Origin of the sequence: Candidatus Burkholderia verschuerenii (genome assembly GCF_001189365.1) — a bacterium.
GTDB lineage: Bacteria > Pseudomonadota > Gammaproteobacteria > Burkholderiales > Burkholderiaceae > Caballeronia > Caballeronia verschuerenii.
The window spans coordinates 25,775-35,314 of the sequence record NZ_LFJJ01000035.1 but is presented as its reverse complement, the minus strand read 5'-3'; the positions used below and the strand labels follow the sequence as shown (position 1 = coordinate 35,314).

Sequence of the window (9,540 nt, the reverse complement as noted above, 5' to 3'; positions counted from 1 at the left end):
TACAGCAGGTCACGGCTTCACGCTCCGATGTTCTGGTGGTTGAATGTGACAAGGCAGAGAAGAGCTTTGCCATCCCCTACGTTGCCGATTTACGTCCGGCGGACGGCGACACGCGTCGCACTCGTCAAAAGTCATTAGACCATGAAAGCCGAAGCCGCTGCAAACCGGGATTGCCCGCGCGCGCTCGCGTGCATCCTCATCCGTTCGGCCGTGCTTTTTCGCGCGACCCGGCACTCTGGCACAATGCCCCGAACACGTTCTGCGCGCCGCCGCACGGGATTAAGCGGCAGTTAAGGGAAGCTCGGAACAATCTGCGAAGCCCGAATCGGGAGCATGCGCGGCCGTCGGTCGCCCGGACGACAGCATCGCAAGGAAACAACCCGCCGCCTCGCGCGGCGCATCAGCAGGAAGGTCATGGCCAACACTCATACTCAGAACACGCAGCAGAAGGCGGACGATGTCTCGGCGTGGAGCCTCATCAAGCCGTACTGGGTTTCGGAAGAACGGGGTATCGCATGGGGGCTGCTGGTCGCGATCATCGCGATCAACATGACCGTCGTGTGGATCAACGTGCGCCTGAACAGCTGGAACGCGGACTTCTACAACGCGTTGCAGAACAAGAATGTGAAGGACTTCCCGCATCTGCTGCTGATCTTCACGGGGCTCGCGTTCGCGTACATCCTGCTCGCGGTCTACGGGCGATATCTGCGTCAGATGCTCGCCTTCCGCTGGCGGCAGTGGCTCACCAATCAGTATCTGGAGCAATGGCTCGGCGACAAGGCGTTTTATCGCATCGAACGCGACCGGCTCGCCGATAACCCCGACCAGCGTATTTCCGACGACCTGCAATCGTTCGCGACCAGCACGCTGTCGCTGTCGCTCGATCTGCTGTCGACGCTCGTCACGCTCGTCACCTTCATCACGATTCTGTGGACCATCGCGGGCGCGCTGACGTTCTCGCTCGGCGGCACGCCGATCACCATTCCGGGCTACATGGTCTGGGCCGCCGCGCTGTACGCGATTCTTGGCTCGCTGATCATCCAGAAGGTCGGGCATCCGCTGGTGTCGATCAATTACCAACAACAGAAAGTGGAGGCGGATTTCCGCTTCGGCCTGATTCGCGTGCGCGAGAACGCCGAACAGATCGCCTTCTATGACGGCATCGGCACGGAAACGGCCAACGCCAAGACCATCTTCCAGCGCATCCGCGACAACTGGTGGATGATCATGAAGTACACGAAGCGCATGACCTTCGTGCTCAGCTTCTACGGCCAGATCGCGATCATCTTCCCGATCATGGTCGCCGCGCCGCGCTACTTCGCGGGCGCGTTCTCGTTCGGCGTGCTGATGCAGATTTCCTCCGCGTTCGGCACGGTCAGCGATTCGTTCTCCTGGTTCATCAACAGTTATTCGACCTTGGTCGAATGGTGCGCGACCATCAATCGTCTTCGCGAATTCAAGCGCGTGATGCGCTCGACGCATATCCGCGAGGAAACGTCGCCGGCGACGGAACACGGCGGCATCAATCTGCACTACACGAACACGAAATCGCTGACGACCAAGGGCCTGATGCTCGCGCTGCCGAACGGCACGCCGCTGTCGCGCGTGTCGGATGTGTCGATCGAACCGGGTTCGCGCTGGCTGGTGGTCGGGCCGTCCGGCTCGGGCAAGAGCACGCTGATACGCGCGCTCGCGGGCCTGTGGCCGTTCGGCGACGGCAGCATCGACGCGCCCGTCGACGCCAAGCTGATGTTCATCCCGCAGGTCAGCTATCTGCCGATCGGCACGCTGCGCGCGGCGCTGGCGTATCCGTCGCCGGGCGGCACCTTCAGCGACGACGAATCGCGCGAAGTGCTGAAGGCGTGCAATCTCGAAGCGTATGCCGATCGGCTCGAAGAAAGCGCGCACTGGGCGCGCAGTCTGTCGCCGGGCGAACAGCAGCGGCTGGCGGCCGCCCGCGTGCTGCTGCACAAGCCCGACTTCGTATTCCTCGACGAAGCCACCAGCGCGCTCGATGCCGACAACGAACTGCATATCTACAACGCGCTCGTCGAACGCTTGCCGAAGGCGGCGATTCTGAGCGTCGCGCATCGCGAGTCGGTGGCAATGTTCCACGACTACAAGATCGAGATCGAACGGACGATGGCGGAGGCTTAAGGCTTCTTTAGCTTCCTTTCGAGTCCATCAAAGTAAAAAGGCCACGCGATTGCGTGGCCTTTTTCGTTGCGCTTGAAAAAAGCTTAGCGCGGCAGCTCGCTCGAACCCATCAGGAACGCATCCACCGAACGCGCGCACTGACGGCCTTCGCGGATTGCCCACACCACCAGCGATTGCCCGCGACGCATATCGCCCGCCGTGAACACCTTGTCCACCGACGTGTAGTACGCCTTGTCGCCTTCGGTCGACGCACGCACGTTGCCGCGCGCATCCTTCTCGACGCCGAACGCTTCCAGCACCGGCGAGACCGGCTGCGTGAAGCCCATCGCGAGCAGCACGAGATCGGCCTTCAGTTCAAACTCGGAGTTCGGCACTTCCTGCATCTTGCCGCCCTTCCATTCCACACGCACCGCGATCAGCTTTTCGACCTTGCCGTTCTTGCCTTCGAAACGCTTCGTCGCAACAGACCAGTCGCGATCGCAACCTTCTTCATGCGACGACGACGTGCGCAGCTTGATCGGCCAGTACGGCCACACGAGCGGCTTGTTCTCGACTTCGGGCGGTTGCGCAAGCAGTTCGAACTGCGCCACATCCGTCGCGCCATGACGATTCGACGTGCCGACGCAATCCGAACCCGTATCGCCGCCGCCGATCACGACCACATGCTTGCCCTTCGCGAGCAGTTGGTCCGTTAGCTTGTCGCCGGCGTTGACCTTGTTCTGCTGCGGCAGGAATTCCATCGCGTAATAGATGCCTTCCAGCTCGCGGCCCGGCACCGGCAGATCGCGCGGCGTTTCCGAACCGCCCGCGATCACAACCGCGTCGAACTGTTCCTTCAGCTCGTCTGGCGTGATGGTTTCCTTCGCCGTATTGGCGATGTACGCCGGCATCGCTTCCTTGCCGATAAACACGTTGGTGCGGAACGTCACGCCTTCCGCTTCCATCTGGCGCATGCGGCGATCGATCAGCCACTTCTCCAGCTTGAAGTCGGGGATGCCGTAACGCAGCAGCCCGCCGATGCGATCGTTCTTCTCGAACACGACCACGTCGTGACCCGCGCGCGCCAGTTGCTGCGCCGTGGCCAGACCCGCAGGACCCGAACCGACGACCGCGACCTTCTTGCCCGTCTTGTGCTTCGGCGGTTGCGGCACGACCCAGCCTTCCGCGAACGCCTTGTCGATGATCGCGTGCTCGATCGACTTGATGCCGACCGGATCGTCGTTGATGCCGAGCGTGCACGCCGCTTCGCACGGCGCCGGGCAGATTCGGCCCGTGAACTCCGGGAAGTTGTTGGTCGAATGCAGCACGTTGATCGCGCTCTTCCAGTCTTGCTGGAACACGAGATCGTTGAAGTCCGGAATGATGTTGTTGACCGGGCAGCCGTTATTGCAGAACGGAATGCCGCAGTCCATGCAGCGCGCGCCCTGAACTTTCGCGTCTTCGTCCGTCAGCGCGACAACGAATTCCTTGTAGTGCTTGACGCGGGTCAGCGGCGCTTCGTACGCCTCGTGGCGGCGTTCGAACTCGAGAAAACCGGTGGCTTTTCCCATTTCTTTCTCTGTATTGAGTGAGGATCGCACGCTCCGATGCACACGCACCGGAGCGTCTTTCTATATCTATCGAAGCGAGGCTTAAGCGGCGATCGCGTCTTTCGACTTCTTCGCGCCGATCTCGCCGAGCGTGCGCTTGTACTCGGTCGGGAAGACCTTCACGAACTGACGTCGCGCGGAATCCCAGTTTTCGAGCAGCGCCTTGGCGCGCGGCGAACCGGTGAACTGGAAGTGACGCTCGATCAAGCCCTTGAGCAGCGCTTCGTCGGTCTTGCCGATGTGCCACAGTGCGCGGTCGATGGTGCGCTCCTGTTCGGCTTGTTGCAGCACCGGATCAAGCGCGACCATCGCCTTGTTGCACTTGCCGGCGAACGAACCGTCCGGGTCGTACACGAACGCGATACCGCCCGACATGCCCGCCGCGAAGTTGCGGCCCGTCTCGCCGAGCACGACCACCGTGCCGCCGGTCATGTATTCACAGCCGTGATCGCCCGTGCCTTCGACGACCGCCGTCGCGCCCGAGTTACGCACGCAGAAGCGCTCGCCCGCGACGCCCCGGAAATACGATTCGCCTTCGATCGCGCCGTACATCACCGTGTTGCCGCAGATGATGTTTTCTTCCGACTTGCCGCGGAAGTCGTTGGTCGGGCGAATGATGATGCGCCCGCCCGACAGCCCCTTGCCGACATAGTCGTTGCCGTCGCCGACGAGATCGAGCGTCACGCCCTTCGCGAGGAACGCGCCGAAGCTCTGGCCCGCCGTGCCCTTCAACTGAATGTGGATCGAGTCGTCGGGCAGACCGTCGTGACCGTGCTTCTTCGCGATCAGGCCGGACAGCATCGCGCCGACCGTGCGGTTGACGTTGCGCACCGGCTGAATGAACGACACATGCTCGCCGCGCTCGATCGCCGCCTTCGACTTTTCGATCAGCACGTGATCGAGTGCCTTGTCCAGACCGTGATCCTGCACATCGACGTGCTTGCGCGCGACTTCTTCAGCATCCGGCACCTGGTAGAACACGCGCGAGAAGTCGAGACCCTTCGCCTTCCAGTGCTCGACGCCCTTCTTCGTGTCGAGCAGCTCGCCGCGGCCGATCAGATCGTCGAACTTGCGCAGGCCGAGTTGCGCCATGATTTCGCGCACTTCTTCCGCCACGAAGAAGAAGAAGTTGACGACGTGTTCCGGCTGGCCCGAGAACTTCGCGCGCAGCACCGGATCTTGCGTCGCAACGCCGACCGGGCACGTGTTCAGATGACACTTGCGCATCATGATGCAGCCTTCGACGACGAGCGGCGCGGTCGCGAAACCGAACTCGTCCGCGCCGAGCAGCGCGCCGATCACGACATCGCGGCCGGTCTTCATCTGGCCATCGGCCTGCACGCGGATACGGCCGCGCAGACGGTTGAGCACCAGCGTTTGCTGCGTCTCGGCCAAACCGAGTTCCCACGGCGTGCCCGCGTGCTTCAGCGACGAGAGCGGCGACGCGCCCGTGCCGCCGTCATGACCGGCGATCACGACGTGATCCGCCTTCGCCTTCGCCACACCCGCCGCCACCGTGCCGACGCCCACTTCCGACACCAGCTTCACCGAAATGCTCGACGACGAATTCACGTTCTTCAGATCGTGAATGAGCTGCGCCAGGTCTTCGATCGAATAGATGTCGTGGTGCGGCGGCGGCGAAATGAGGCCGACGCCCGGCACCGAGCAACGCAGCTTGCCGATGTATTCCGACACCTTGTGGCCCGGCAACTGACCGCCTTCGCCGGGCTTCGCGCCCTGCGCCATCTTGATCTGAATCTGATCCGCCGACGACAGATACTCCGCCGTCACGCCGAAACGGCCCGACGCGACCTGCTTGATCTTCGAACGCAGCGAATCGCCGTCCTTCAGCGCAATGTCGGTGACGACTTCCGGCCCGATGATCGATTGCAACGTGTCGCCGTTCTTGATCGGAATGCCGCGCAGTTCGTTGCGATAACGCTTGTCGTCCTCGCCGCCTTCGCCCGTGTTCGACTTGCCGCCGATACGGTTCATCGCGACGGCCAGCGTAGCGTGCGCTTCCGTGCTGATCGAGCCGAGCGACATCGCGCCGGTGGCGAAGCGCTTGACGATTTCCTTCGCCGATTCCACTTCGTCGAGCGGAATCGCCTTGGTCGGTTCGAGCTTGAACTCCAACAGGCCGCGGAAGGTCATGTGACGCTTCGTCTGGTCGTTGATGATGTGCGCGTATTCCTTGTACGTCTGATACGAGTTGCTGCGCGCCGAGTGTTGCAGCTTGGCGATCGCGTCCGGCGTCCACATGTGTTCCTCGCCGCGCACGCGATACGCGTACTCGCCGCCCGCGTCGAGCATGTTGGCGAGCACCGGGTTGTCGCCAAACGCATCGCAATGCAGACGCAGCGCTTCTTCCGCCACTTCGAACAGGCCGATGCCGCCGACCTTCGACGCCGTGCCCTTGAAGTACTTCTCGACCAGTTCCGACGACAGGCCGACCGCTTCGAAAATCTGCGCGCCGGTGTAGGACATGTAGGTCGAAATGCCCATCTTCGACATGACCTTCAGCAAGCCCTTGCCGACTGCCTTCGTGAAGTTGTAGATGACCTTGTCCGCCGACAGATCGCCCTTCAGGCCGTCGGCCATGTTGGCGAGCGTTTCCAGCGCGAGGTACGGATGCACCGCTTCCGCGCCGAAGCCCGCGAGCAGCGCGAAGTGATGCGTCTCGCGCGCCGAACCCGTTTCCACGACCAGACCCGTGCTCGTGCGCAGACCGTGCTGCACCAGATGCGAGTGGATCGCCGACGTGGCGAGCAGCGCCGGAATCGCGACGTTGTCGCGGTCGGCCTTGCGGTCCGACACGATCAGGATGTTGTAGCCGGACTTGACGGCATCGACCGCTTCCGCGCACAGCGAAGCGATGCGCGCCTCGATGCCTTCCTTGCCCCACGACGCCGGATACACGATGTTCAGTTCGTACGAGCTGAACTTGCCGCCGGTGTACTGATCGATCGCGCGGATCTTGGCGATGTCCTTGAAGTCGAGCACGGGCTGCGACACTTCGAGGCGCATCGTCGGGTTGATGTTGGTCGTGTCGAGCAGGTTCGGCTTCGGGCCGATGAACGAGACCAGCGACATCACCATGTTTTCGCGAATCGGGTCGATCGGCGGGTTCGTCACTTGCGCGAACAACTGCTTGAAGTAGTTGTACAGCGTCTTGTTCTTGTTGGACATGACCGCCAGCGGCGAGTCGTTGCCCATCGAGCCGACGGCTTCCTCGCCCGATTGCGCCATCGGCGCCATCAGGAACTTGAGGTCTTCCTGCGTGTAGCCGAACGCCTGCTGACGGTCGAGCAGCGCGGCGGCTTCGCGGCGTTGCGTTTCGACGTCTTCCGCCTTCGGCTCGATTTCGTCGAGCTTGATGCGCACGGCTTCGATCCAGCTCTTGTACGGCTTCGCGTTCGCGAGGTTGTCCTTGAGCTCCTTGTCCTGAATGATGCGGCCTTGTTCCATGTCGATCAGGAACATCTTGCCCGGCTGCAGACGCCACTTCTGGACGATCTTCGATTCAGGAATGGGCAGCACGCCCGCTTCGGAGGCGAGGATCACGAGGTCGTCGTCGGTGACGAGATAGCGCGCCGGACGCAGGCCGTTACGGTCGAGCGTCGCGCCGATCTGGCGGCCGTCCGTGAACGCGATGGCGGCGGGGCCGTCCCACGGCTCCATCATCGCGGCGTGGTATTCGTAGAACGCGCGGCGGTTGTCGTCCATCAGCGTGTGCTGTTCCCAGGCTTCCGGGATCATCATCATCATCGCGTGGACGAGCGGGTAGCCGGCCATCACCAGCAGTTCGAGACAGTTGTCGAACGATGCCGTGTCCGACTGACCCGGATAGATCAGCGGCCAGAGCTTCGGCAGATCGTCGCCGAGCACGTAGGACGCGATGGCGCCGGTACGCGCGTTCAGCCAGTTGACGTTGCCCTTCACGGTGTTGATTTCACCGTTGTGCGCAATCATGCGGTACGGGTGCGCGAGTTCCCATGCCGGGAACGTGTTGGTCGAGAAGCGCTGGTGCACGAGCGCCAGTGCGGAGACGACGCGCTCGTCTTGCAGATCGCGGTAGTACACGCCAACCTGACCCGCCAGCAGCAGACCCTTGTAGACGACCGTGCGCGACGACATCGACGGCACGAAGTATTCCTTGCCGTGCTTGAGCTTGAGCGCCTGAATGCGATGGCTCGCCGTCTTGCGGATGATGTACAGCTTGCGCTCGAGCGCATCCGTCACGACGATGTCCTTGCCGCGCCCGATGAAGATCATGCGGATCAGCGGTTCGCTGGCCTTCACGGTCGGCGAGATGGGCATGTTGGAATCGACCGGCACGTCGCGCCAGCCGAGCACGACCTGGCCTTCGGCCTTGACCGTGCGCTCCAGTTCCTGCTCGCACGCGAGGCGCGATGCGTGTTCCTTCGGCAGGAAGATCATGCCGACGCCGTATTCGCCGGCCGGCGGCAAGGTCACGCCCTGCTTGGCCATTTCCTCGCGATAGAAGCCGTCCGGCACCTGAATCAGGATGCCCGCGCCATCGCCCATGAACGGGTCCGCGCCGACTGCGCCGCGGTGATCGAGGTTCTCGAGAATCTTGAGACCCTGTTGAATGATCTCGTGGCTCTTTTTCCCTTTGATGTGGGCGACGAAGCCGACGCCGCAGGCGTCATGCTCGTTGGCAGGGTCGTACATGCCCTGCGCGGCGGGAAGCAAACCGACTGCCGGTTGCTGATGATCGTTCATGGGGACACCGTCTCTACTGTGAGGGCCGACTCGGCCGTTGAACCATTTTCTTGTGTGCCCGCGACGGAATTATTTCGTCTTGTTCGCCGCAAGCCGGTCTGCCGTGCGCGCGCTGCGCCGCGTCAATTGCCGGAAAACTAAATATACGCGACGAATCAAAGCGATGGCAAATAAAACTTGATGATATGGCACCAATTATCGATATGGTGCAAACTCGCCCCAATTTAACGGGGCCATATCAATTTGGAACCAAAAGAAACGGCGCGAACGCCGTTTCGGTGATGCCCTGGGCGGCGGACGCCGCTGTCACTGCGTCTGCGGCGTCTCTCGGACCTTGCGCGGCCGTCCGCGCGGCAGCGGCGACACCCGCCGATTGGCCGCGCCGGACGCCCATTCGCGGTACGCGTCGCTGCCGAGCACCCAGCCCTTCAGCGTCGCCTGCAGCAGCCGGTTGGCCTCGCGTTCGTCGAGCGGCTGATCGCACAGTTCCTTGTAGGCGTGCTGTCGTTCGAACGGCGTATTGCCGAGCGACCAGAACAGCGGATGGTCGGTAATCAGCCCGTCCAGCGCCAGCCCGATGTGATGCCGATAGCTCGACCACTTGTAGTCCTGCGGCGTGGCGGCGAGTTGCGCTCGCACCGGCGCCATCTCGACCACGCGCGTGGCCAGCAGGAAGTACCGGTCGCCTTCGATGACGGTCGCGCGGTAGCGGCCCTCCCAGAGCGTGCCGCGTCGCATGTAACGTCGATTGAAGTGCGCTACGTAACGACGTCCGACCGCCTGCATCGCCTTGGGCAGGCTCGACTCGTCGCGAGGCGTGACGAGCAGATGCACCGCCTGCGGCATCAGCGCATAGGCGTGGATGGAAAGATGATGATCACGTGAGGCAGTCCTCAAGCAGTCGATGAAAAGCTCGTAGTCCTGGTCGTCGACGAATGCGGGCTGCTGGTCGAGACCTCGCAGGATGACATGCTGCGGCTGTTCGGGAACGTAGAGTCGTGCAAGCCGTGCCATTCTGGATATTCCGTTGATCGCGTTTGTGTTACCC

Annotated in this window: 4 protein-coding genes; 1 reads left to right on the top strand and 3 read right to left on the bottom strand. The window is 62.4% G+C overall.

All coding sequences use genetic code 11. The features are described 5' to 3' along the window. Nucleotides 1-414: 414 nt before the first annotated feature. On the top strand, nucleotides 415-2,157 hold the full coding sequence (locus BVER_RS09425; RefSeq protein WP_050453068.1) for an ABC transporter ATP-binding protein/permease: 1,743 nt from the start codon (nucleotides 415-417) through the stop codon (nucleotides 2,155-2,157). 83 nt (nucleotides 2,158-2,240) lie between these two features. Here the strand turns inward: BVER_RS09425 and BVER_RS09420 are convergent, their stop codons facing one another. The 3 genes from BVER_RS09420 to BVER_RS09410 all read right to left on the bottom strand — a co-directional run bounded on the left by BVER_RS09420 (nucleotide 2,241) and on the right by BVER_RS09410 (nucleotide 9,506). Next, nucleotides 2,241-3,707, bottom strand: a complete 1,467-nt coding sequence (locus BVER_RS09420; protein ID WP_050453064.1) for a glutamate synthase subunit beta — start codon at nucleotides 3,705-3,707, stop codon at nucleotides 2,241-2,243. Nucleotides 3,708-3,788: 81 nt separating this feature from the next. Further along, nucleotides 3,789-8,492, bottom strand: a complete 4,704-nt coding sequence (locus tag BVER_RS09415; protein ID WP_050453063.1) for a glutamate synthase-related protein — start codon at nucleotides 8,490-8,492, stop codon at nucleotides 3,789-3,791. A gap of 306 nt (nucleotides 8,493-8,798) precedes the next feature. After that, the gene (locus BVER_RS09410; protein ID WP_050453062.1) at nucleotides 8,799-9,506 is read right to left on the bottom strand and encodes a transposase; all 708 of its coding nucleotides are present in this window, start codon (nucleotides 9,504-9,506) and stop codon (nucleotides 8,799-8,801) included. Between the last annotated feature and the right edge of the window lie 34 nt (nucleotides 9,507-9,540).

Bases quoted from the DNA above. Each gene is read 5' to 3' on its own strand.
- BVER_RS09425 (WP_050453068.1), top strand. From the start codon at position 415: ATGGCCAACACTCATACTCAGAACACGCAGCAGAAGGCGGACGATGTC.
- BVER_RS09420 (WP_050453064.1), bottom strand. From the start codon at position 3,707: ATGGGAAAAGCCACCGGTTTTCTCGAGTTCGAACGCCGCCACGAGGCG.
- BVER_RS09410 (WP_050453062.1), bottom strand. From the start codon at position 9,506: ATGGCACGGCTTGCACGACTCTACGTTCCCGAACAGCCGCAGCATGTC.
- BVER_RS09415 (WP_050453063.1), bottom strand. From the start codon at position 8,492: ATGAACGATCATCAGCAACCGGCAGTCGGTTTGCTTCCCGCCGCGCAG.